Source organism: Streptomyces sp. G-G2 (assembly GCF_030063135.1).
Taxonomy (GTDB): Bacteria; Actinomycetota; Actinomycetes; order Streptomycetales; family Streptomycetaceae; genus Streptomyces.
The window spans coordinates 11,698-33,613 of the sequence record NZ_JASISO010000021.1 but is presented as its reverse complement, the minus strand read 5'-3'; the positions used below and the strand labels follow the sequence as shown (position 1 = coordinate 33,613).

Sequence of the window (21,916 nt, the reverse complement as noted above, 5' to 3'; positions counted from 1 at the left end):
CGCCTGGTACACCACACGCCGTCCGGTGATCAGCTCATACGGTGATCCTCACCCTCCCGTGGGAATCTCCGTCCCCGTGCGAGGGAGCGCGCGGGGTGCGCGGGGCCGCGCGGGCGGCGGTGCGGGTTGACTGGACGCACACCATCAGGGGCGGCCACCGGAGACGTCCGGTGGCCGCCCCTTGTGACGCCCGCGCCCGCCTCGCCACAGGAGTGAACCGATCATGTCCGAGACCGAGCAGGGGCGGCCGGGGCCGACGGATCCGGCCGCCGAAGGGGCCCGCAAGCCCGCCGCCGCGCTGGAACTGCTGACCTACCTGGCCGCCGGAGTCGCCGACATGGCGCTCGATCAGTTACGCGAGTCCACCGAGCGGGCCCAAGGCGTGCTGCGCCGCTCCGATCTGCGCGAGCTGCTCAACGACGGGGTGGTAGAGCTGCGCAAGCGCGGTGAGCTGGCCACCCAGCGGGCCGCCGCGGGGTCCGAGAACTACCTGGAGACCATGGCGCGCCGGGCCGCCGAGCGGGCCGGTCATCCACGTGCATGACCACGGCGGCTTCAAGGGGCGCATCGACGACGTGCTCGTCCGTCTCGCCGACGAGGAAGAGGCCGCGCTCCTCGACGTGCACGCCGAACTCTCGCTCCTCTCGCAGCAGTTGCGCCGCTCCCTGGCCCGGGGGAAGCGGATCCGGGCCGCGTTCCTGTACTGGGGCTGGCGGGCCTGCGGCCAGCCCGACTGCGAGGGTGTGATCCGGGCGGCGGCCGCGATGGAGCTGGTCCACGCGGCGGCCTGCACCCATGACGACATCATCGACGACAGCCGGACGCGGCACGGCCAGCCCACCGCGCACGCCGCATTCGCCGCGTCCGGGCGGCGGGCCACCGCCCTCGCGATGATCCTGGGCGATCTGCTGATGGGGTACGCGGGGCACGTCTTCACCTCGTGCGGGCTCCCCGGCGCCTACCTCGCCCGCACCGGGCCGCTCTGGTCGACGCTGCTGCGCGAAACCATGGCGGGCGAGTTCCTGGAGGTCCTGCGCACCGACGCCCCGGACCGCCCGCTCCAGGTCGCGGAGTCCCTGGAGGTGGCCCGCTACAAGACGGCCAAGTACACGGTGGAGCGGCCGCTGCACCTGGGCGCCACCCTCGGTGGGGGCTCCCGGGCCCTGCTGGACGCCTTCTCCGGCTACGGGCTCCCCCTCGGGGAGGCCTTCCAACTGCGCGACGACCTCCTCGGCACGTTCGGCGACCCGGCCGAAACCGGGAAGTCGAACCTGGACGACCTGCGGCACGGCAAACCGACCGCGCTGCTCGCCCTGACCGCGGCGGCGTGCGCGCGGGACGACCGCAGACTGCTCGGCAAGCTGGTCGGCGATCCCGGTCTCGGCGAGGACGAGGCCGCGACCGTGCGGGAGTTGATGGAGCGCAGCGGGGCCCGGGAGCGGGTCGAGGCGCTGATCGACCAGCGGATCGCGCGGGCCGTGGGAGCGCTGGACACCGTACCGATGCCGTCCGAGGCGCGGGCCGCCCTGCGCGGGCTGGCCGATACGGCGGCCCGGCGCTTTTCCTGACGTTCCGTCACCACTCACACCCCCGAACGAGACCGAGAAGGACGAGGACTGAAGTGATCACGGACAACACCACGCCGCCCCGGGCCCGTTACGACGACGACGCGCTCGACGCCCTGCGCGAGCAGGGCGACCCGCTCGCCGACGAGACCGTCGCCGCGATGTTCCGGCGCGGGGAGGTCGGCGACCTCAACACCCTGATGCGGTTCTTCTCCACCACCGGGGACCCACTCCCCGGCCGGCTCCCGGCCGCGGCCGCGGCGTACTTCGAGGCGACGGCCATGCCGCCCGCCTGGGTGGACTGGGACGTCATGGAGCGGGCCCGGCTGTTCTTCATGGACAACGCGGCCCACATCAACACCGGCCTGTCCTTCGCGGCGATGCCCGTGACCTACGCCGTTCCCCGGATGTCCCGGCTGCTCGCCTCGACCCACTCGCTCTCCTATCCCTCCCGGCGGATGGCGAACACCGGCCAGTTCGTCACGTACCTCATGCGGACCAACTCCTTCGCCGAGGGGAGCACGTTCATCCCGGCCGCCCAGAAGGTACGGCTGCTGCACGCGGCGGTCCGCCACCACCTGCGCGAGGGCGGCCACTGGGACCTGGCGGCGGACGGGATCCCCATCTGCCAGGAGGACATGATCGGCGGGCAGATCCTCTTCTCGATCCTGGTGCTCGACGCGATGCACCGGCTCGGGGTACACATGAGCGAGGAGGGCGCGGAGGCCTACTTCTACGCGTGGCGGGTCGTGGCGTACATGCTGGGCTGCGACATGTCGGCCGTACCGGAGAACCTCACCGAGGCCCGCGCCTACTGCGATCTGTACCTGCTGCGCAATCTCGGCCCCTCGCCCGAGGGGGTCGCGCTCAACGCCCAGCTGATGCGGATGTACGAGGACGTGGTGCCCGGCACCCTCTTCGACCCGATGGTGCCCGCCACGATCCGTTTCCTGGTCGGGGACACCATCGCCGCGTGGCTGGAGATCCCGCGCAGCGGCTGGGACACCGCCGCGAAGGCCGTGCCCGTCGTCCTCGGGCTGCTGGAGACCATCGAGGACAGCAGTCCGTACGCCGAGTGGGCGCTCGACAAGGCGGGGTCGCTGCTCGCCGGGTTCGAGCTGTCCGCGCTGACCCGGGGCCGGGTCATGCACCACGCGATCCCGGCCGAGCTGAAGTCCGAGTACGACGTCAGGCCGCCGCGCTCGGGCCGCTGGGTCCCCCCGCCCGCCACCTCCGCGGGGCTCTCCCCTGCCGGGTGAGCCCGACCCGGAGCGGGGTGAAGATCGGGTGGAACGGGCCGTCCAGTGGCAGGATCGAGCCGTGGAGGACGTACTACGGGTCGGCGACGGCCTGCCCGACCTGCTCGGCCGGGTCGCCCAGGGCGACGAGGCCGCCTTCGTCACGGTCTACGAGGCCGTGAGCGGGTCCGTGCTGGGCCTGGCCCGCGCGGTCCTGCGCGACCGGGCCCAGGCCGAGGAGGTCGCCCAGGAGGTGCTGGTCGAGGTGTGGCGCACCGCCGGGCGCTACCGCCGCGACCGGGGGACCGCGATGGCCTGGGTGCTCACGATGGCGCACCGCCGGGCTGTCGACCGGGTCCGCTCCGCGCAGGCCTCGGCCGACCGGGAGCGCCGGGCCGCCCGGCTGGAGTCGGCGCTGCCCGCGTTCGACCAGGTCAGCGAGGCGGTGGAGGACCGGCTGGAACGGGAGCGGGTGCGCCACTGCCTGGCCGCGCTCACCGAGCTGCAGCGCCAGTCGGTGGCCCTGGCCTACTACCGGGGCCTGACCTACCGGGAGGTGTCGGACGTGTTGTCGGTGCCGCTGGGTACCGTCAAGACACGGCTGCGCGACGGGCTGCTGCGGCTGCGGGGCTGCCTGGGGGTGAGCGGGTCATGAGCACGGACGAGCGCGCGTACGACGCCGGGGGCGCCGACCCGCACGCGGCGACCGGAGCCTACGTCCTGCACGCCCTCGACGAACCCGAGCGCGCCGCGTTCGAAGCGCACCTGGCGGACTGCCCGTCCTGCGTCCAGGAGGTGCGGGAGCTGTCGCAGACGGCGGCGCTGCTGGGGCGCGCGGTGGCGGTGACCCCGCCGCCGGAGCTGCGCGAGGCGGTGCTGCGCCGGATCCGGGCCGAGCCCGCGTCGGCTGCGGCGTCGGCTGCTGCGGCTGCGGCTGCGCCCGGCGAGTCTTCCGCGCCCGCGGGTCCCGCCGCCGGACCCCCCGATCGTCCGGCCGCCGCGCCGGGGGGTGCGCGGCACCGGGCCCCCGCGCCCTGGGCCCGATGGGCGCTGGCCGCGTGCCTGGCGGCGGCGGCCGGACTGGGCGGGCTCGCGCTGTGGCAGTACCAGAGCGCCGACGCCGCGCGGGAGACGGCCCGGGTCGCGCAGGCCCGGGCGGCCTCCCTGGCCGGGGTGCTGTCCGCGCCGGACGCCCGCCTCGTCACCGGAAGCCTCACGGGCGGCGGCGCCACGGGCACGGTGGTGGTCTCCCGTGACCGGGGCCGGGCCGTCTTCGTGGCCTCGGGTATGGCGGCCCCGCCCGCGGGCCGGGTGTACCAGCTGTGGTTCGCCGACCCGGCGGGCTCGATGCGCCCGGCGGGGCTGATGGACCCGGCCCGGCCCGATGCCCCGGCGCTGCTGGCGGGCCCGGTGGGCGCGGCCACCGGGGTGGGCGTCACCCTGGAACCGGCGGGCGGTTCACCCGCCCCGACCTCGGCCCCGCTGGTGGTGCTGGCCTTCCCCGCCGCCTGAGCCGCCGCAGCTGGCCGCCGCAGCGGGAGACCACACCGAGCCGGTCGCCCGGTGGCTCCGAATGACCTGTGTGCGGGCGGTCGGGCAGTAGCCGCCCCGCGCCGACGGCGCCCTCAGCGGTGTGGGCCGCCGTGGGCTCGCGGCCGTGCCTGTCGGAGGCGCGCTGCCCGACCGTACGGGCGTCGGCCGGGCGGGTGTCGGCCACTCGGGTGTCGGCCACTCGGAGGAACGCTGCGGGCCCGTCGGCCGGGACCGGCGTGAGCGGGACCGCGCGGCGCGCCGCGCCGGGTGCGCGGGCCCGTCGTAGATTGGCGGGACAGGCGCATCACGCATGTCAGGAGCCGATGCCGTGGAGCTGACCAGCACCTCGTTCCTCGTCACGCTGATCGCCGTCACGGTCCTCGCGATGCTGGCCGCCCTGTTCCTGTGGAACAGGATCCCCGGCCCCGGCTGGGTGCGGTGGCCCGCGAGGGTGCTGATGCTGGGGCTGTGCCAGCTGACCGCCATCTGTGTCGTGGCCACCTGGATCAACGGGAGTTACGGGCTCTACGCCTCCTGGAGCGACCTCCTCGGCACCGAGAACGGGCAGAGCGCCTCCACGATGACCGGCCCGCCGCCGGGGCGGGCGAAGTTCACCACGGGCGGCGACGGCACCCGCAGCACCTACTTCCGCGGCACGCACTCCAGGCTCGCCGGACAGGTGATCGTGTGGACTCCCCCGGAGTACGACGCCCCGGGCGCGGAGAAGACGCGCTTCCCGGTGCTGATGCTGCTCCACGGCTATCCCGGCTCGCCCCGGTCCTGGCTGGAGCTGGGTTCCATGCCGGGCGCCCTGGAGGAGCTGGTCGGGCTCGGGGCGGCGCACCCGTTCATCCTGGTGATCCCCGACATCTATCCGGGCGGTGTGAACACCGATTGCAGCGACGTGCCGGGGCGCAAGGTGGCGACCTGGCTCGCGGACGACGTACCGGCGCTGGTCGCGCGGAACTTCCGTACGCTGCCGGAGCCCAAGGGGTGGGGGCTGATGGGGATCTCCACGGGCGCGTACTGCGCGGCGAAGCTGCCCTTGCAGTACCCGAAGGTGTTCCGCGCGGGCGCGGCCCTGGACCCGGACCCGCTCGGCGGGGACCCCGAGGTGCTGGCGGACCCCGTACTGCGCCGGCGCAACGGCCCGCTGTGGCTCGTACGGCATGCGGGCAGGCCCGACGTCGGGCTGTTCCTGGCCACTTCCGCGCAGGACAAGGACAGCCCGCCGCAGGAGCTGGCCGCCTTCGCGAAGGCCGCCGAGGGCACCGGCGTCCGGGTCAAGACCCTCGTACGCCCGACGGGCGGCCACAACTTCCAGACCTGGGCGGGGATGTACCCGGACGCGTTGGGGTGGCTGAGCACGGAGCTCGCCGCGCCCGGCGGCGGCTGAGACGACAAGGACGCAGTCGGAGCCGCGGCCGCGGTCTGGGTCGCGGCCGTGCGCCTTCCGGGACCGGCCGCGGGAGGAGCCCACGGCCGTCGAGAGGGGCGCCCGGGGGAGGCCCGTCAGCCGCTGACGGAACCGGGGCGGACGGCGTCGAGACGCACCGGCAGCGTCTCGACGCTGTTGCCGATGAAGCTGCGCTGGTGCGGGAGTTCGGGCTCCGGGACGGCGAGGTCGAGGTCCGGGAACCGGGTGAAGAGCCGTTCCAGAGCGATCGTGGCCTCCATCCGGGCGAGCGGGGCGCCCACGCAGAAGTGCGCGCCCTGGCCGAAGGAGAGGTGGCGGGTGGTGTCCCGGGTGAGGTCGAAGCGGGAGGCGTCGGGGCCGTACGTACGCTCGTCGCGGCCCGCGGCCGTGTAGCCCGCCAGGACGGGAGTGCCGCGCGGGATCAGGGTGTCGCCTAGCGTGATGTCGCGGGTGGGGTAGCGGAACGGGAACCAGCTGACCGGTCCGTCCCAGCGCAGGGTCTCCTCCACCACGTCCGACCAGGTCGCCCCGCCCGCCATGACGAGGGCCAGCTGGTCGCGGTGGGCGCACAGGGCGCGGACCGCGTTGGAGATCAGGTTGAGGGTGGTCTCGTGGCCCGCGACCAGCATCAGCCGCATGGTGCCGATGAGTTCGGCCTCACTGAGCCGGTCGCCGTCCGCCGCGCGGGCGGCGATCAGCGCGCTGGTGAGGTCGTCGCCGGGGCGGGCGCCACGGGCAGCCGCGATCGTACCCATCAGCTCGACGAGTTCGACCACGGCGGCCATCGCCTCCGCCGGTGGGATGTCGGTGGCGACGATCACCTTGTGCGACAACTCGTGCAGCCTGCCCCGGTGTTCGGGTTCCACGCCGAGCAGTTCACAGATCACGCCCATCGGGAGCGGGAGCGCGAAGTGGCGGCGCAGATCGGCCACCCCGTCCGGGTCCTCGGCCGCGGCCCGGCCCAGATCGTCGAGCAGCTCGTCGGTCAAGGCCTCGATCCGGGGACGCAGCCGCTCCACCTGGCGGACCCCGAAGGCGCTGCCGACGAGCGAGCGCAGCCTGCGGTGGTCGCCGTCGTCGGCGGTGTGCATGCCCTGGGCGTTGGCGAACACCCGCAGCCGCCAGTCCGGGGCGATCCGGCCCTCGCGCAGGTCGGTGAAGTGCCGTGCGTCCTTGGCGACATCGGGGTGGCCGAGGAACTCCCTCAGTTCCTCGTGGCCGAGTACGACCGCCCCGGGGACCCCGCCGGGCAGCACGACCTCGACCACCGGGCCCCGGGCCAGCAGCCGGGCGTTGAGCGCGTGCGGGCAGCCGCCCGCGGGGTCGATCGCGTAGGCGGTCCCGGCTCGGTCCGCGGCGGGGTGAGCGGCGGGGTGCGCTGGCTGCTCGGGCATGTTCAATCCGGCTCTCCTGACCGTAGGGGTGGATCCCGGCCAACAGTGCGGGTTGGACGTCGGATTGTTCAAGCCCGCGCGAGGTGCAGCCGGTTGTGGTACCAGCCGTCGCCCTCCTTGCCGGTCGGGTCCTCACCGAGCGCGGTGACGGCCTCGACCGCGCGGCGCTGCTCGCCGGGGTCGGTGAAGCGCCGCTGCGGGTAGGTGTCCGTGCTCCGCTCAACGGCGAGCCCGTGGGACTCCAGGCAGGCCGTGACGGCCCGGAAGTCGACGGTGCGCAGGACGAAGGCGGCCACCGGGACGGGCCTGGCGACGGCGGAGAGCAGGCGGCCGAAGGTCCGCTCGGTGAGGAAGGCGACGCCGCCGGTGACGGTGATCAGCCCGGCCCCGGCCGCGGCCCGGGACAGTTCCGTGTCCGGGTCCCCGGTCTCCAGGTTCTCGCAGTAGCCCTCGTCGAGCAGGCCGACGGCGAGCGCGTACCCCACGGCGGGCCGGGAGATGTCGACCCCGATGGACCCGGCCGCCTCGGGAAGGCGCCGGCCCGCATAGAACTCCCGGTCCCATTCGATGAGTTCGGGTGTGCTCAGCTCGGCCGCCTTGGGCCCGGTGTAGCGCTCGTACAGCTCGTCGAGGGTCACGTCGTGGTTGACGAGCGCCGCGTTGATCCCGTAGGAGCAACAGAGGTCGAGCATCACCCGCTCCCCGGGCGGCAGTTCGGCGAGCAGATCCCGGAAGACCTGCTGCGCGTGGTGCGGCGCCTGGTACTCGTACGGACCCAGCTGGGCGAAGTACGCGCGCGGGTCCGGCAGTACGTAGGCCTCGTCGAAGCTCGTCATGTCCGCTGCACTCATGCACGCAGGTCTATCCGGCGCGCGCCGGGCGGGAAAGACGGCCGTTCCAGCCATGACGGGAGCCGAGGTTATCGACAGGCTAACTTGGCAGTTTACCTGCCGATCCTCTAAGGTCGCGCCATGGCAGACGAACAGCGCCGACTGCGGGAGACCGCCGAAGAACTCCAGCTGGCCGTGCGGATGGTGGTCCGGCAGATGCGGCTCGCTGCCTCGGAGGGCATGTCGTTGTCGCAGGTGGCGGCGCTCAAGCAGCTCCACCGCCTGGGCCCCGCCAGTGCCGCCGAGCTGGCCCGGGCCGAGCGGATCCGGCCGCAGTCGATGATCGCCACCGTGAACGCGCTGCGCGCGGCAGGGTACGTCGAGCGGACGCCCGACCCCATCGACGGGCGGCGGCAGATCATCGCCCTGACCGAGAGCGGCCGGGAGACCGTCCGCGAACGCGGCGAAGCCGGGTACGGGCGGCTCGCCGAGCTGCTGGCCGAGCGCCTGACGGAGGCCGAACGCGAGACCCTCCGGGAGGCGATCGTCCTGCTCAAACGCCTCGCCGACGCGGACGCCGAGGCCTGAGCACGAGCCCGATCCCGAGTACGAGCACCACAGTCCTCCGAGAAGGAATCGAGACCCTCATGACCGCTGACCTGAACCTCGACGCGCGCACCGCCCTCGTCCTGATCGACCTCCAGCAGGGCATCCTCGCCCTGCCCACCGCCCGCCCCTCCGGCGACGTGCTCAAGAAGGCGGTGGAACTCGCCGGGCCTTCCGCGCCAAGGGGCTCCCGGTGGTCCTCGTCAACGTCGCGTGGTCCCCCGACGGCGGCGACCTGCCCGGCGCCGAATCCGACCTCCCGGGCCTGCTCACCGCACCGCCCGCCGCCTTCTCGGAACTCCCCGCCGGCCTCCCGGCCGAGGGCGACATCCGCGTCACCAAGCGCCACTGGGGCGCCTTCACCGGCACCGACCTGGATCTCCAGCTGCGCCGCCGCGGGGTCACCCGGATCGTCCTGGCGGGCATCTCCACCAGCATCGGAGTCGAGTCCACCGCCCGCGCGGCCTGGGAGAACAGCTACGGCGTGGTCTTCGCCGAGGACGCCACCACCGACATGGACGCCGACGCGCACGCGCACTCCTTCGGCAAGATCTTCCCGCGCCTCGGCCGCGTCCGCTCCACCGCGGAGATCATCGCGGCGCTGGACGCCTGACCCCGGCCTCCTGACCCCGGCCTCCGCGGCCGAGCTCCGCCCGGGGACGTCGGGCGGGCGTCGGGCGGGCGTCAGGGAGGCGTCAGCGATCGGGGCGCCCGCGTCAAGTCCCCGTCAGGGGAAGGGGCGAGGGACCCCGTCGCGGGCATAGCGTCGAAGCGCGGCGCCGGCCGGACCGGTCGGGGCCGCACCCCGACGCCCGCACCTGGAGAGCCCACATGCCTGCCCGTTCACCGCTCTTCGTCCCGGTCCGGCCCGGCCGCCCCGACGGCCCCGGCTGCGCCACCCGCTTCTTCCGCACCCCCCTCGGCGTCCGTACCGCCGTCGCCTTCACCTCCACCGAGCGGCTCACCGCCGCCCTCGGCCCGGCGCAGCCCTGGATCCGGCTCTCGGAACCGGCCCTGCGCGCCCTGGCCGCCCCGCTCGGCATCACGACGCTCACCGTCGACCCGCCGTTCTCCGCGAAGCAGCCCGCCGGGCGGCCCGCGCCCGCGCCCCCGTGGACCCCGGCTCCCGCCGCCCCGGTCCCGGCCCGCGCCCGCTGAGGAGGACCCGATGACCGCGCTCGCGAGCTTCACCCACGTCGCCCGGCTCACCCACACCACCACGCCCGACACCGGCTGGCTGTCGGTCTGGCCCGCCTCCACCCGCCCCGCCCCGCACGACGACCTGACCGTCTCCGGGGTCTCCCTCACCGAGTCCGCCGACCGGTTCGGCACTCCCCTGTACGTCCTGGACGAAGCCGAGGTCAGGGCCCGCTGCCGGGCCTACCGCACCACCTTCCCCGACGCCGACGTGCTGTACGCGGCCAAGGCCTTCCTCTCCCGGGCCATGGTCCGCTGGATCGCCGAGGAGGGCCTGGGCCTGGACGTCTGCTCGGCCGGGGAGCTGATGCTGGCCTTCTCGGCGGGTTTCCCGGCCGAGCGGATCGTGCTGCACGGCAACGCGAAGACCCCGGAGGACCTGCGGACCGCGATCCGGCTCGGGGTCGGGCGGATCGTCATCGACTCCCCCGCCGAGATCGCCCGGATCGCCGCCGCGATGGGCCCGGGCGAGCGGCAGAGAGTACTCGTCCGGGTGGTTCCCGGGATCGCCGCGGGCGCGCATCCGAAGATCCGTACGGGCACCGAGGACCAGAAGTTCGGCCTGTCCCTCGCCGACGGTTCCGCCCGGCACGCGATCGACCGGATCCTGCGCCAGCCGAGCCTCGAACTCGTGGGCCTGCACTGCCACATCGGCTCGCAGATCACCTCCGCCAAGCCGTACGTCGCCACCGTGCGCCGGCTGATCGGGCTGCTCGCCCGGGTCCGCGACCGGTACGGCGTCCAGCTGCCCGAGCTGGACCTGGGCGGTGGTCACGCCATCGCCTACCGCCCCGGCGAGGACAGTCTGGACATCACCGATCTGGCGGCGCGGGTCCGGGCCGAGCTGACGCGCGGCTGCGCGCGGGCGGGCCTGGCCGTGCCCCGCCTGGCGATCGAGCCGGGCCGGGCCGTCGCCGGTCCCGCCGGGATCGCCGTCTACCGGGTCCTCGCCGTCAAGCGCACGGGGGAGCGTACGTTCGTGGCGGTGGACGGCGGGATGAGCGACAACCCGCGTCCGGCCCTGTACGGAGTGCGGTACGCCCCCCGGCTGATCGGGCGCCACTCCGCAGCCCGTCCCGCCGTGGTCACCGTGGTCGGCAGGCACTGCGAGGCGGGCGACGTCCTCGCGGACTCGGTGGCGCTGCCCGGGGACGTACGCCCCGGGGACCTGCTGGCGGTGCCCGCGGCGGGCGCGTACCACCTCTCGATGGCCTCCGGCTACAACCTGGTCGGACGGCCGCCCGTGATCGCGGTCCGCGACGGGGTGGCGCGCACCCTGGTGCGCCGGGAGACCCTCGACGACATGGGCCGCCGGGACATCGGCCTGTAGCGAGCGCGGCGGCGGGCGGCGTTGTTGTCAGTGGCCGGTCGTACGCTCGCGGTATAAAGCGAGCGCTGACAGGACGGCTCGCCCTGGTCGCGGGGGCGGACCCGGGCGTGGCGGGCGCGACCGTGTACGGGACGGGGCGCGGCACCCGCGGCCGCCGTTCCGAGTACGACCGGCCCGAGACCGTCGAGGAGACGGCCGAGCTGGTCACGGCGGCGGGCGGGCGGTGGCGGCGCAGGCCGTCGACCCGGACCGGGCGCGCTGGAACGGGCAGTCGCTCTCCAGCGGGCAGTTGGCCGGGGGCTACGGTTTCACCGACCTGGACGACAGCCGTCCGGACGCCTGGCGGTACATGGTCGAGGTGCGGGACCCGGGCCGTCCGGCCGGCACCACGGGCTACCGCTGAGCGGGCGCCCGGCCCCCGATCAGGCACTCCAGGCCGTCCAGGACGCAGGTCAGGCCGAAGCGGTAGGCGTGTTCCGGGCTGTACGCCGACCCGTGCGCCTCGCCCGCGGCGCTGCCCACCCGGGTGGCCAGGGGGTAGCGCTCCGGGTCCAGGACCCGGGCGAGCAGGGGGCCGGCCGTCTCCCACCACTCCTGGTCGCTCTGTTCACCCGCCCGTGCGGCGGCCTCGGCCGCGAGGGCCGCGCGGGTGGTGGACAGGACGAAGGCGAGCAGGTGGGTGAGGGCGGCGTCCATGGCGAGGTCGTCCAGCCCGAGCCCCTCGAAGGCGCCCAGTTCGTGCTCGTACTTGCCGATGAGCCCGGGGCCGAGCGGCGGCCGGACCACCGCGAAGGAGGCGATCCAGGGATGGGCGCGCAGCAGGGCCCGGTTGTCGTGGGCCACCGCCTCGGCGCGCTCCCGCCAGGAGGCGGCGGGGGCCGTGGCACCCCGGGTCATGTGCCGGTAGGCGTCGTCGAGCATGAGGTCGAGCAGTTCGGCCTTGCCCGGGACGTAGGTGTAGAGGGTCATCGGGGTGACCCCGAGTCGCTGGGCCAGGGCGCGCATGGTGAGCGCCTCGATCCCTTCGGCGTCGGCCAGGGCGGTCGCCGCCGCGACCACGGCGTCGGTGCTGAGGCCTTGGCGGGGGCCGCGCCCGGCGCGGCCGTGGCCGGGTTCCCGCCACAGCAGTTCCAGCGTGCGGGCCGGGTCCCCCGCTCCGCTCCGGTCCGTCGCCGCCATGTCGCCCCGCTCTCCGAAAACCATCCGCCATATCTCTGTACAGCGTATAGAGTACAGTGTATAGAGAAGGCTCGACACACCGCCCCGCGAGGAGTTCCGTGCAGATCGCCAGCACCGCGATATCCCTGACCGTCGACGATGTCACCGCCTCCGCCGACTTCCTGGCCAGGCACTTCGGCTACCGCGAGGTGATGGCCGCCGACGGCTTCGCCTCCCTCGCGCACCCGCAGGGGCCGCACGTGGTCTTCGTACGGCGCGGCCTGGAGGTGCTGCCGCAGGAGTACCGCCACCAGCGCGCGTCCGGGGTGATGCTCGCCTTCACCGTGGCCGACCTGCCCGGTGAGTACGAACGGCTGCGGGCCGAGGGCGCGAAGATCGTCCTGGAGCCGCGCGTGGAGCCCTGGGGCGAGCGGCTCTTCCTCGTCTCCGATCCGAACGGCGTGATCATCGAGCTGGTCGACTGGCCCGGCACGGACACCGAGCCCGCCACCGGAGCCACCGGGAACGCCGCAGCGGCCGGAAACGCCCGAGCCCCCGGAACCGCCGCGGCCACCGGTACGGCCGGGTCCGAGGCGGGCTCCGCCGACAGTCACCAGGTCATCCAGGTGCGCGGGGCCCGCGAGAACAACCTCGCGGACGTCTCCCTCGACATCCCCAAGCGCCGCCTCACCGTCTTCACCGGGGTCTCCGGCTCGGGCAAGTCCTCGCTCGTCTTCGGTACCGTCGCGGCCGAGTCCCAGCGGATGATCAACGAGACCTACACCGCCTTCATCCAGTCCTTCATGCCCAGCCTCGGCCGCCCGGACGTGGACGCGCTGCACAACCTCAGCGCCGCGATCGTGGTGGACCAGGAGCGGATGGGCGCCAACTCCCGTTCCACCGTGGGTACCGCCACCGACGCCTACACCATGCTGCGGATCATCTTCAGCCGCCTCGGCGCCCCGCACGTCGGCACCTCCAGCGCCTTCAGCTTCAACGCGCCCGAGGGCATGTGCCCGCGGTGCGAGGGCATCGGCCGCATCTCCGACATCGACGTCGACCAGCTGGTGGACCGCGAACTGAGCCTCGCCGAGGGCGCGATCACCGTCCCCGGCTACGCGGTGGACTCCTGGCCCTGGCAGATCATGGCGGGCTCCGGCTTCTACCCCGTCGACAAGAAGCTGCGGGACTTCACCGAGCGGGAGTGGGCGGACTTCCTGCACACGGGCCCGGTGAAGGTGAAGGTGGGCAGCAACAACTTCACCTACGAGGGCCTGGTCGTGCGGATCCAGCGCACCTACCTGTCCAAGGACCGCGAGTCGATGCAGTCCCACATCCGGGCCTTCGTGGACCGGGCCGTGGTCTTCACCGACTGCCCGGACTGCGACGGGACCCGGCTGAGCGCCGCCGCGCTGTCCTCCCGGATCGCCGGGGTGAACATCGCCGACTGCGCCCGAATGCAGATCAGCGACCTCGCCGCCTTCGTCCGCGGCATCCAGGACCCGGCGGTCGCGCCCCTGCTGACCGGCCTGACCGAACTGCTGGACTCACTGGTGGAGATCGGGCTCGGCTACCTCAGCCTCGACCGGCCCTCCGCCACCCTGTCAGGGGGTGAGGCGCAGCGCGTGAAGATGGTCCGCCACCTCGGCTCCTCGCTCACCGACGTGACCTACGTCTTCGACGAACCCACCACCGGTCTGCACCCGCACGACATCCGGCGGATGAACGGCCTGCTGCTGCGGCTGCGCGACAAGGGCAACACCGTCCTCGTCGTCGAGCACAAGCCGGAGGTCATCGCGATCGCCGACCACGTGGTGGACCTCGGCCCCGGCGCGGGCACCGAGGGCGGTCGGCTCTGTTACGCGGGCGACGTCGCGGGGCTGCGCTCCTCGGGCACGCTGACCGGCCGTCACCTCGAACACCGGGCGCGGCTTCGGGAGTCGGTGCGTACGCCCCGGGGACAGCTGTCCGTCAAGGGGGCGGACCTGCACAACCTGAAGGACGTCGACGTGGAGGTGCCCCTCGGGGTGCTCACCGTGGTCACGGGGGTCGCCGGTTCCGGCAAGAGCTCTCTGATCCACGGCCATCTCGCGGCCCGGGAGGGCGTGGTGGTGGCCGATCAATCCCCCATCCGCGGTTCGCGCCGGTCGAACCCGGCGACGTACACCGGTCTGCTGGGCCCCGTCCGTACCGCGTTCGCCAAGGCCAACGGCGTCAAGGCGGCGCTGTTCAGCGCGAATTCGGAGGGAGCCTGCCCGAACTGCAACGGCCTGGGGCTGGTGTACACCGATCTGGCGATGATGGCGGGGGTGGCCTCGGTGTGCGAGGAGTGCGCGGGCAAGCGGTTCACGCCCGAGGTGCTGACCTACCGGCTGCGCGGGAAGAACATCAGCGAGGTCCTCGACATGCCGGTGGCCGAGGCGCACGCGTTCTTCCCGACGGGGCAGGCCAATGCGGTGCTGGGCCGGCTGATGGACGTGGGTCTCGGCTACGTCCGGCTCGGCCAGCCGCTCAACACCCTGTCGGGCGGTGAGCGGCAGCGGCTCAAGCTGGCCATCAGCATGGCGGAGACGTCCTCGACGTACGTCCTGGACGAGCCGACGACCGGTCTGCACATGGCGGACGTGGACAAGCTGCTCGCGCTGCTCGACCGGCTGGTGGACAGCGGCAACTCGGTGATCGTCATCGAGCACCACCAGGCGGTCATGGCCCACGCCGACTGGCTGATCGACATCGGCCCGGGCGCCGGGCACGACGGCGGCCGGGTGGTCTTCGAGGGGACACCGGCCGAACTGGTCGCCGAGGCTGACACGTTGACGGCCCGTCACCTGCGGGAGTACGTGGGCGCGTAGGCGCCCGCGTCCCCTCGGGCACCGTCAGCCGGGGCCCAGGCGCAGTTCGCGGTCCGCGGCGAGCGGGGCGAAGTAGCGCTCGACCTCCGCGTCCGCGACCAGCTCCAGCGCGGCCGGGGACCAGCGGGGTCTGCGGTCCTTGTCGACCACCTGGGCGCGGATGCCCTCCACCAGGTCGGGCGCGGTCAGCATGGCGCAGGAGACCCGGAACTCCTGCGCCAGCACCCGCTCCAGGGAGCCGAGGACGCGGGCCCGGCGGACGGCGGCCAGCGTCACCTTGAGGGCGGTCGGCGACTTGGCCAGGATGGTCTCGGCGGCCTCCTTGGCCGCCGGGTCGCCGTGGCCGGACAGCCGCTCCACGATCGCCTCGACCGTGTCGGCGGCGTAGCAGCGGTCGATCCACTCGCGCCGCCCCGCCAGTTCGCCCTCCGGAGCCGGCGCGGTGTACCGGGGCAGTACGTCGGCCACGGGCGCGGTCGCGAGGGCGGCGGCCAGCGCGTCGAGCCGGTCGGCGGGGACGAAGTGGTCGGCGAGCCCGCACAGCAGCGCGTCGGCCGCCCCCACGGCGGCGCCGGTGAGGGCGAGGTGGGTGCCCAGCTCGCCCGGGGCCCGCCCGAGCAGGTGGGTGCCGCCGACATCGGGGACGAAGCCGATGCCGGTCTCGGGCATGGCGACGCGGGAGCGTTCGGTGACGATCCGGACGCTGCCGTGGGCCGACACCCCGACCCCGCCGCCCATCACGATGCCGTCCATCAGGGCGACGTAGGGCTTGGGGTAGCCCGCGATCCTGGCGTTGAGCCGGTATTCGTCGCGCCAGAACGCCTCGGAGGCGGAACCGCCCGCACGGACGTCGTCGTGGATGGCGCGGATGTCGCCGCCCGCGCAGAGCCCCCGCTCCCCCGCGCCGTCCAGCAGGACCTGGAAGATCGCCGGGTCGTGCTCCCAGGCGGTCAGGGCCGCCGCGATCCGCAGCACCATGGGCCGGGTGAGGGAGTTCAGGGCCCGGGGGCGGTTGAGGGTGATCCGGCCCAGCGGGCCCTCGGTGGTCAGCAGGACCGTGTCGTCCTCGGCGCTCATCAGTGTTCCTTCCCTGGTGCGGACGGCCGACGGACCGTGCCGGGGCGGCGCGCCGCACGTCGTCTCCGGCTTCCCGCCGCCACCGCCATTGTGCCGAACCCGCGGACCGGGGCGGGCGCGGAGTACCGTACTGCGGCCTGACTACCCGCTGGTCGCCCGTGCGGCCGCCGAGCTGGTCGGCACCCCCTCGTCGCGGTCGTGGTCGGCTCCGGGATCCAGGCCACGAAGCTGACCGACGACGTCGCGTTGCAGCTGCTCGCGAACTCGACCGCGACCGTTTTCGGCCTCGGCGTCCTCATCGCCCTCCTCGGACCGGTCTCCGGTGCCCACTTCAACCCGGCGTGACGCTGGCCGAGTGGTGGACCGCCCGCCGCGGCGGCGCGGGCGTCAACGCCCGCGAGCTGCAAGGGCTCACGGACATCATCAACGCCCGGGCAGGAAAGCACGGGTGATCCCCGGGCCGCACCGTGCCAAGGGTGGCGCCGTCCAGCTCGGCGTCATCCCGGCGACTTGCGCGTGCTCCTCAGTGGGCAGGCCGACCCGCGACAGCAGTCTGGCCCGTCACCGCGAAGGTGTGACGGGCCAGACCGGTATTCACGGTGCATTCTCCGCTCAAGGCGCAGATGTCACCGCGAATGAGTCGCCGGGTTCAGGAGCACACGGTTTCCCCGGTCATGCGATGCGGATTTCTCCGAGCGGCTTGAAGTCGGCCCAGCAGTCTGTCGGTGCCGTGTCCAGCCGGAGGGTACCGGTGCCACCCGCTCCACCGTCGCAGTAAGCCCCGGTCGAGGAGGAGTTGAGGAAGGCCCCGTTCGGGTCGATGTCAGTTCCGACGTAAGGCGCCCCGGGATAGGTCTTCGTCCCGACGTTGAGCGAGTCGTAGGGGCACCCAGGGGCATTCGGGTTGGTCGTGGTGGCCTGGAAGCAGGTCGTGTTCTCGCCGATGGGGTTGTAGCCGTAGTGCGTTGTGTTGAACGCGACTGTCCAGATGACCTGGCTGGGCAGGGCGGTCCCGGCTGGGAAGTTGAATGTGAGCAGCTGCGGGATGGAATTCACGCACCTGTTGTTGGCGGGGTTGAGCCACTTGCCCGCGTCGGCTCCGGTACATCCCGGGCTGGCTGTGGGCCGGTAGGGGATGGTCTGGTTCTGGGTGACCGTGGCGAGGAGCGCACCCGGTTTCGGAACCGGGTTGCTGTTGTCCACGGCGTAGATGTTCGCCGTGATCGGGTGAGTGAACGTCGCTCCGGGGGTCGTCACGCAGTCGCCCGAGTACCAGTGCCCGCTTGTGCCGCACCCGAAGCTCTGGAAGTCGACCGTCAGCGATCTGAGGTTCCCCGTCGAACTGAGTCCGACTTCGTCGCCGAACTCGCTCACCTGCTGCGCCTCGAAAGCCTCACTGGGTGCGGGATCGCAGGCAGGGAAGTTCGTGGGGATGGCGCTGTAGACAGTGCCGGGGGCCCGACCGCCGAAGTCGCAGGCGGTTGAGGGAGGAGTGGGCTTGACGAAGCACGTCTTGTTCTTGTTGTGCTTTCCCGGCTTGTTGCCGTCGTGGTGGCCGGGCTTTTCCGGCTTGTTGCCGTCGTGGTGGCCGGGCTTTCCCGGCATGTTACCGTCGTGGTGGCCGGGCTTTCCCGGCATGTTGCCGTCGTAGAGGGACTGGCACACATCAGCGTCGTTGATGTGGAGCAGGATGCTCTGGCTGGTCGGAGCCGCGCCGCTAAACGTGGCGGTGCCCATCGTGGTGGAGGTTCCGTCCAGCGGGATGTTGCTCGGGTCGCTGTCCGGGCGCGAGAACGCGAAATGATCGGGGTTCGTGGCACCGATCCACGCCGCGCCGTTGGCCCCCGCTGCCTGCGCTGTGACATTGGTGGGCTGGGTGTTTCCCGGGTAGACACAGTAGTCAATCAGGCCTGGAACCCCGCCGACCGGGTTCTCGTTCTTGAGGGAGTCGAACTTGTAGCTGGTGGTGTTCCCGCTGTTCGTGAAGGCGGCCGAGACGTTGTCGGCGGTGGCGTAGTTGTTCAAGGACTGGCTCGAAGGACAGGCGATCGGCTGATGGGGTCCCGACACGGCAGACGCCGACTCGGCGCTGCCCACTCCGAGCGCGGTCGCGGTGACCATCGACAACCCCACCGTCAGGAGAGTCCGTGACAGTGAGGGATGCCCCGCTCTGCTATTCCCCTGGCGCATCTTGACGTGTGCCTTCATGTATTGGCCTTCCTCGGCGATTCCGCGGCCCTCGACGAGCGGGAGTGGCCGTCTCAGCTCGGCATCGGCCCGACACGTTTAACACCGCCTAATGACGCATCAAACGTTATAACCCGCGGCCCCTCATTCAGGCATTCATCCCTTCCGACATCACCCGATTGGTCATGAAATCAAGAAGGGGCCCTGAGAGGGGCATGACCCGTTCCGAGTCTCATGACGAGCTGACCCCATTCCTTCAGGAGGCCACTTCGGCGTCATGGTCTGTTAGAGCGGCCTCAGGCCGGAGTCTGGCGGCCGTCGCGGAGGTTCCCGAGGTAGCCGAGGTCCTGCACCGGCTGTTGCTGGATGATCGCGACACGTTCGTCACTCAGGAGACGGCGGAGGCTCTGCTCGAACGCGGGGACGTGCTCGGTCTGCGCATGGTGCTGACCGCGCTCGCCAGCGCGGATGACGATGCCGGCGATCACCTTGATGCTGCGATCCTCAATGTCTGCGGTCAGTCCGAGGAGGACTGGGAACGGCTCGCAGTGCTGTGCTCGGCGTTGACATCCGATGAAGACAGAGCCGTGAGCGAGGAGGCCCGCAGGATTCTCGAACCGCTGCGGTGACCTGATCGCTACTTACCCTGAGTGAGGATCCGGGTCCGGAGGAGCGTGAAGGATGCCCGGCCGTACATGGCTCGCTTGAGTGTTGTCACGCGGTTGACGTGGCCTTCAACGATGTCTGAGCTCCAGTGGAGGGTGAGTCCGGCGGTGACGGCATGGAGGTCTTGTCGGAGGAAGCCGACGAAGCCGCTCACTGGCTTCGGGGCGTCCAGCTCGGCCTGGCGAATCCACTCGGTCAGCAGGAACCCGCGCCGGTGTCGGAGGAGCTCAGCGAAGGCTCGGGCGAGGTCGCAAGCGCGGGCGATGTCCGGGCAGGCGATCCGCACGTCGAGGAGACTGCGTTCGAGATCGGGTGGAAGGGTGTCTTACGGTCGCATGATCCAGCTGGTGATCTTGCGGGGGCTGGGTATGTCGGCGCGGATGGGTTCGGCGTGGCCGGCGCGGAGAGCGGTGAGGTGTCTGCGTACGACTTGGCGGCTGCCTCGGTAGCCGCGCTCGCAGATCTCCAGGAAGAGGCGGCTGCCGCTGACCTGGCCGAGGCTTTCGGTGAAGCGGGTGTTCAGGTACGGCTTGAACGGTTCCAGCACTCCGGCCGGCTGGCGTTCGTTTGCTGAGGCCAGGAGCTGGTCGAGGCCGGTGTCCCGAAAGCGCCGGACGGTCTTGCGGTCGAGATGGAGACGGCGGGCGATGGCGCTGATGGTCCAGCCTGCGGCGACGAGCTTCTGCACATCAGCGTGGCGGTGCCGGGTCCGGTCGATGATCGGCGTTCGCGGTAGTTCGTGGAGCGGGAGCCGCATCAGAGGCGGCGCCTCCGGGATACGGTTGGTCACCTCGTCGACACGTTTGCGCAGGCAGGCGCGGTGCTGGTGGCAGGTCTTCTCCACTGCGGCGGCAAGGTTTTGGAGCAGGTGCCAGCGGTCGGCGACTTCCACAGCGTCAGGCGCCGTTTCCTTGATCGCACGGGTGTAGGCCGAGGCCCGGTCGCGACAGATGATCTCGGCGCCTGGATGCTCGCGCAGCCAGGTGGCGAAGGTCTCGGAGGTCCGGTCGGGCAGAACATCCACCACTCGACCGGCCTCCACGTCGACGAGGATGGTTCCGTAGGTCCGACCCCTACGGAAGGCGAACTCGTCGACGCCGAGCACTCGCGGGGCTCGTTTGCACCGGCGCAGGCTCCAGGAGCTCCAGCAGTCGAGCGCGTCCGGCGACGAGGTGCATGCGGCGGCACAGCCGTTCGCCGGGGCGCCCGCCGCTCTCGACGCCGAGCTGCACGCCGCCCCGGCCGCTTTCGACGCTGCGGCCGCTCCGTGGCGTGAGGCCCTCGAGGACCTGGACGAAGACGTCCTCGCCGAGGCCGCTGCCGAAGCGCGGGCCTTCGGCGCCGGCCCGGCGGCCGCCGTCGACGAGCTGGTGCGCGGCCTGCTCGGGCAGTTGGCCGACTGGCAGCAGTCGATCGGCGAGCTGGGCCGCGCGCTCACCACGGCAACTAAAGGCCGACCGCTACCCGGCTGGTCCACCGACGCCGGCCGCACCGAGGACATCGGGTGGCGCCAGGCCCGCACCACCCTGCTCGAGGCCGTCGCACGCCACCACCACGCTCACCTGCTCGCCGCCATCGTCGAGCTCGGCGGTGAGCTGGAGCTCCCAGCTACCCGTAACGGGCGCTTCAGGGGCGCGGTCATCCCAGAAGGCTGCGCGGTCAGCGCCGGCCGCCGCCGATGCGGCGGTCGTCGGCCAGTGCGGTCAGCGGGCCGAACTCGCGGGCAAGCTGGTTCCACGTCAGAACCTCGCCACAGCGGGCCGGGAAATCCTTCGGGTTGAACTCGGGCATGGTCCAGGTGCCAGTGCCCCGGTCCCGCAGCCACAGGTCCCCGTCACCGTCGACCACAGTCGGCGGGGCCGGTACGGGCTCGGCCTGATCGGTGGGCTCCCAGGTGACCCGGCCCGGGTGGGAAACGCGGCGCAGCTCGGTGGTGGCCAGCCGCGCGGCCAAGTCACGGGTGGACTCTTCGGCGTCCTTGACCGAAGCGAGTCGGAAGGCGTCGTCAAGTACGGGCAGGGCTGGATTCTTGCTGCGCTTTGAACTCATACGCTGACTACCTCCGGTGGGGGGCGTCACATCCGTTATGGCACCCCGTAGAGGAACACGATATCCGAGGCGGGAGCCGGGCCGGCTACGACTACTGTCCAGGTGGAGGCACTGGCACACCGGGCGGTGGGGCTAGGTGGTGAGCTGGTCCTGGACGTGGCGCAACCCGTGGTGGTAGCGCTCAGATATGGCGGTCCGGGTCTGAGAAGGTGAGGCCGCCGGGGGCGAGCGGACGTCGGGCCGGGGCGGGTGCGGGCTCGGGCTCGGTCTCGCCGGGCGGCTGGCGGAAGTCGGCGCCCTGCTCGACCGGCATCAGCCGGCGCCCACCCGCCTGGGCGGGTACGGGAGCGTCGGAAGCGGGCTCGGAGAAGGCGGGCAGCGAGAGCGGTCGACGGTCGGTCATGATCCCTAGTCTCCCAGGTCCGGCCCTGCGGGTAGGGCCAGGCCGCTATCAGCGGTGATAGTGCTCTGGCCCTGGCCAGCAGGGCCAGGCTGGTTGTTTCTGGGCTGGCAACGACTTGCAGCCGCTCGCAAGCGCGCCGTCGGCAGAGCCCCAGTTCTGAGGCCCTCCACCGACGACCATCACTCCGGGCCCCAGCCACGGAACGACCGCGCGCCCTTGCTCCCCGGAGCTCGACCTCAAGCGGTGCTCGTGACCCCAGGTAGCGAACTACCGGGACCTGAGCCACAGCACCCAATGCTCCTGCGGCCGACGCCATGCCTGACGGTTGGTCAATTCAGCCGCCTTGCCAGCTGATGCACGGCGGAATATAGCTGGGATTCCCCGGTTTCCGAAACCGGGGATCGCGTAGATGAT

General features: G+C 72.2%; 20 protein-coding genes and 3 pseudogenes. 14 read left to right on the top strand and 9 right to left on the bottom strand.

The window, feature by feature from the left end; all coding sequences use genetic code 11:
* Positions 1-223: 223 nt before the first annotated feature.
* The 6 genes from QMF80_RS18210 to QMF80_RS18185 all read left to right on the top strand — a co-directional run bounded on the left by QMF80_RS18210 (position 224) and on the right by QMF80_RS18185 (position 5,732).
* Positions 224-544 (top strand): hypothetical protein, encoded by a 321-nt coding sequence (locus QMF80_RS18210; protein ID WP_283454562.1) that lies wholly within the window; start codon positions 224-226, stop codon positions 542-544.
* Positions 537-1,568, top strand: coding sequence for a polyprenyl synthetase family protein (locus QMF80_RS18205; RefSeq protein ID WP_283454560.1), 1,032 nt, complete (start codon positions 537-539; stop codon positions 1,566-1,568). The genes QMF80_RS18210 and QMF80_RS18205 overlap by 8 nt, the downstream gene beginning before the upstream one ends.
* 56 nt (positions 1,569-1,624) lie before the next feature.
* Positions 1,625-2,824 (top strand): oxygenase MpaB family protein, encoded by a 1,200-nt coding sequence (locus tag QMF80_RS18200; protein ID WP_283454714.1) that lies wholly within the window; start codon positions 1,625-1,627, stop codon positions 2,822-2,824.
* 61 nt (positions 2,825-2,885) lie between these two features.
* Positions 2,886-3,458 (top strand): ECF RNA polymerase sigma factor SigK, encoded by a 573-nt coding sequence (gene sigK, locus QMF80_RS18195; RefSeq protein WP_283454558.1) that lies wholly within the window; start codon positions 2,886-2,888, stop codon positions 3,456-3,458.
* Positions 3,455-4,315, top strand: a complete 861-nt coding sequence (locus QMF80_RS18190; RefSeq protein ID WP_283454556.1) for an anti-sigma factor — start codon at positions 3,455-3,457, stop codon at positions 4,313-4,315. Before sigK ends, QMF80_RS18190 begins: the two co-directional genes overlap by 4 nt.
* Positions 4,316-4,646: 331 nt before the next feature.
* Complete coding sequence (locus QMF80_RS18185; protein ID WP_283454554.1) at positions 4,647-5,732, top strand: alpha/beta hydrolase; 1,086 nt, start codon at positions 4,647-4,649, stop codon at positions 5,730-5,732.
* A gap of 116 nt (positions 5,733-5,848) precedes the next feature.
* Here the strand turns inward: QMF80_RS18185 and QMF80_RS18180 are convergent, their stop codons facing one another.
* Both QMF80_RS18180 and QMF80_RS18175 read right to left on the bottom strand, forming a co-directional pair.
* On the bottom strand, positions 5,849-7,147 hold the full coding sequence (locus QMF80_RS18180; RefSeq protein ID WP_283454552.1) for a cytochrome P450 family protein: 1,299 nt from the start codon (positions 7,145-7,147) through the stop codon (positions 5,849-5,851).
* Positions 7,148-7,215: 68 nt separating this feature from the next.
* Positions 7,216-7,998, bottom strand: a complete 783-nt coding sequence (locus QMF80_RS18175; RefSeq protein WP_283454530.1) for a hypothetical protein — start codon at positions 7,996-7,998, stop codon at positions 7,216-7,218.
* 120 nt (positions 7,999-8,118) lie between these two features.
* Between QMF80_RS18175 and QMF80_RS18170 the strand changes: the two genes are divergently transcribed.
* From QMF80_RS18170 to QMF80_RS18150, 5 genes and pseudogenes are all read left to right on the top strand, one after another.
* Complete coding sequence (locus QMF80_RS18170) at positions 8,119-8,565, top strand: MarR family winged helix-turn-helix transcriptional regulator (protein ID WP_283454528.1); 447 nt, start codon at positions 8,119-8,121, stop codon at positions 8,563-8,565.
* A gap of 59 nt (positions 8,566-8,624) precedes the next feature.
* Positions 8,625-9,196, top strand: a pseudogene (locus QMF80_RS18165) (hydrolase).
* Positions 9,197-9,414: 218 nt separating this feature from the next.
* Complete coding sequence (locus QMF80_RS18160) at positions 9,415-9,741, top strand: SAV_915 family protein (RefSeq protein WP_283454526.1); 327 nt, start codon at positions 9,415-9,417, stop codon at positions 9,739-9,741.
* A gap of 10 nt (positions 9,742-9,751) precedes the next feature.
* Entirely contained in the window at positions 9,752-11,110 is a 1,359-nt protein-coding gene (gene lysA, locus QMF80_RS18155) for a diaminopimelate decarboxylase (protein WP_283454524.1), read from the top strand.
* 214 nt (positions 11,111-11,324) lie between these two features.
* Positions 11,325-11,513 (top strand): annotated as a pseudogene (locus QMF80_RS18150) (short-chain dehydrogenase); the annotation flags it as partial.
* On the opposite strand, the gene QMF80_RS18145 reads toward QMF80_RS18150, so the two are convergent.
* The gene (locus QMF80_RS18145) at positions 11,504-12,313 is read right to left on the bottom strand and encodes a TetR/AcrR family transcriptional regulator (protein ID WP_283454522.1); all 810 of its coding nucleotides are present in this window, start codon (positions 12,311-12,313) and stop codon (positions 11,504-11,506) included. The pseudogene QMF80_RS18150 and the gene QMF80_RS18145 overlap by 10 nt on opposite strands.
* Positions 12,314-12,387: 74 nt before the next feature.
* On the opposite strand from QMF80_RS18145, the gene QMF80_RS18140 reads away from it, so the two are divergent.
* Positions 12,388-15,120 carry an ATP-binding cassette domain-containing protein gene (locus tag QMF80_RS18140; protein ID WP_283454519.1) on the top strand — a complete coding sequence of 911 codons (2,733 nt, stop codon included), beginning with the start codon at positions 12,388-12,390 and terminating at the stop codon, positions 15,118-15,120.
* 24 nt (positions 15,121-15,144) lie between these two features.
* On the opposite strand, the gene QMF80_RS18135 is transcribed toward QMF80_RS18140, so the two are convergent.
* Entirely contained in the window at positions 15,145-16,197 is a 1,053-nt protein-coding gene (locus QMF80_RS18135) for an enoyl-CoA hydratase/isomerase family protein (protein ID WP_283454518.1), read from the bottom strand.
* 88 nt (positions 16,198-16,285) lie between these two features.
* On the opposite strand from QMF80_RS18135, the pseudogene QMF80_RS18130 reads away from it, so the two are divergent.
* Positions 16,286-16,601 (top strand): annotated as a pseudogene (locus tag QMF80_RS18130) (aquaporin); the annotation flags it as partial.
* Positions 16,602-16,869: 268 nt separating this feature from the next.
* Here QMF80_RS18130 and QMF80_RS18125 read toward each other — a convergent pair.
* Positions 16,870-18,405 (bottom strand): hypothetical protein, encoded by a 1,536-nt coding sequence (locus QMF80_RS18125; protein WP_283454516.1) that lies wholly within the window; start codon positions 18,403-18,405, stop codon positions 16,870-16,872.
* A 194-nt stretch (positions 18,406-18,599) separates the two neighbouring features.
* Between QMF80_RS18125 and QMF80_RS18120 the strand changes: the two genes are divergently transcribed.
* The gene (locus QMF80_RS18120) at positions 18,600-19,013 is read left to right on the top strand and encodes a HEAT repeat domain-containing protein (protein WP_283454514.1); all 414 of its coding nucleotides are present in this window, start codon (positions 18,600-18,602) and stop codon (positions 19,011-19,013) included.
* Between the two features lie 8 nt (positions 19,014-19,021).
* On the opposite strand, the gene QMF80_RS18115 is transcribed toward QMF80_RS18120, so the two are convergent.
* The 4 genes from QMF80_RS18115 to QMF80_RS18100 all read right to left on the bottom strand — a co-directional run bounded on the left by QMF80_RS18115 (position 19,022) and on the right by QMF80_RS18100 (position 21,502).
* A complete protein-coding gene (locus QMF80_RS18115; protein ID WP_283454512.1) occupies positions 19,022-19,336 on the bottom strand; it encodes a transposase in 315 nt (104 codons plus the stop codon).
* Between the two features lie 39 nt (positions 19,337-19,375).
* A complete protein-coding gene (locus QMF80_RS18110; protein ID WP_283454510.1) occupies positions 19,376-20,155 on the bottom strand; it encodes a transposase in 780 nt (259 codons plus the stop codon).
* A 554-nt stretch (positions 20,156-20,709) separates the two neighbouring features.
* Complete coding sequence (locus tag QMF80_RS18105) at positions 20,710-21,099, bottom strand: hypothetical protein (protein WP_283454508.1); 390 nt, start codon at positions 21,097-21,099, stop codon at positions 20,710-20,712.
* Positions 21,100-21,280: 181 nt separating this feature from the next.
* Positions 21,281-21,502, bottom strand: coding sequence for a hypothetical protein (locus tag QMF80_RS18100; protein WP_283454507.1), 222 nt, complete (start codon positions 21,500-21,502; stop codon positions 21,281-21,283).
* Positions 21,503-21,916: the final 414 nt, after the last annotated feature.